This window comes from Rhizobium sp. 18055 (assembly GCF_902706285.1).
In the GTDB taxonomy this organism is placed as follows: Bacteria; Pseudomonadota; Alphaproteobacteria; order Rhizobiales; family Rhizobiaceae; genus Rhizobium.
The window spans coordinates 1-500 of sequence record NZ_CACSKD010000170.1 but is presented as its reverse complement, the minus strand read 5'-3'; the positions used below and the strand labels follow the sequence as shown (position 1 = coordinate 500).

Below are 500 nucleotides of genomic sequence, written 5' to 3'. Positions count from 1 at the left end.
CAATGCCGCCGTCGCCAGGACCTACGATCTGCAGGACGGCGCAGCCATGGCCGACGCCCTCCGGGGGCTGGTCGCCGCGCCCCACGGACAGATCAGGGCGGCGGACGGCCGCGTGGTGTGGGACTTCGACAGTTTCGGCTTCGTGCAGGGCCCCGCGCCCGACACGGTGAACCCCAGCCTCTGGCGCCAGGCGAGGCTGAACAGCCAGGCCGGCCTGTTCAAGGTCAGTGAAGGCATCTGGCAGCTTCGCGGGTTCGACCTCTCGAACCTCACGCTGATCGAAGGCCGAACGGGGTGGATCGTGGTGGACCCCCTCACGGTCCGCGAGACGGCGCAGGCGGCCATGGCCTTCGCGCGCCAGCACCTCGGCGAGCGGCCGATCTCAGCCATTGTCTTCACGCACAGCCATGTCGACCATTTCGGAGGGGCGCTGGCGCTACTGTCGGCCGACGAGGCGCGGGCGCGCTCGATCCCCGTGGTCGCGCCGTCCGGCTTCATGG

Annotated in this window: 1 protein-coding gene; it reads left to right on the top strand. The window is 70.4% G+C overall.

Going from position 1 to position 500, the window contains the following annotated elements:
• Positions 1–46 precede the first annotated feature (46 nt).
• The coding region (locus tag GVL52_RS31840; RefSeq protein ID WP_244619337.1) for an MBL fold metallo-hydrolase at positions 47–500 on the top strand (454 nt) is incomplete at its 3' end.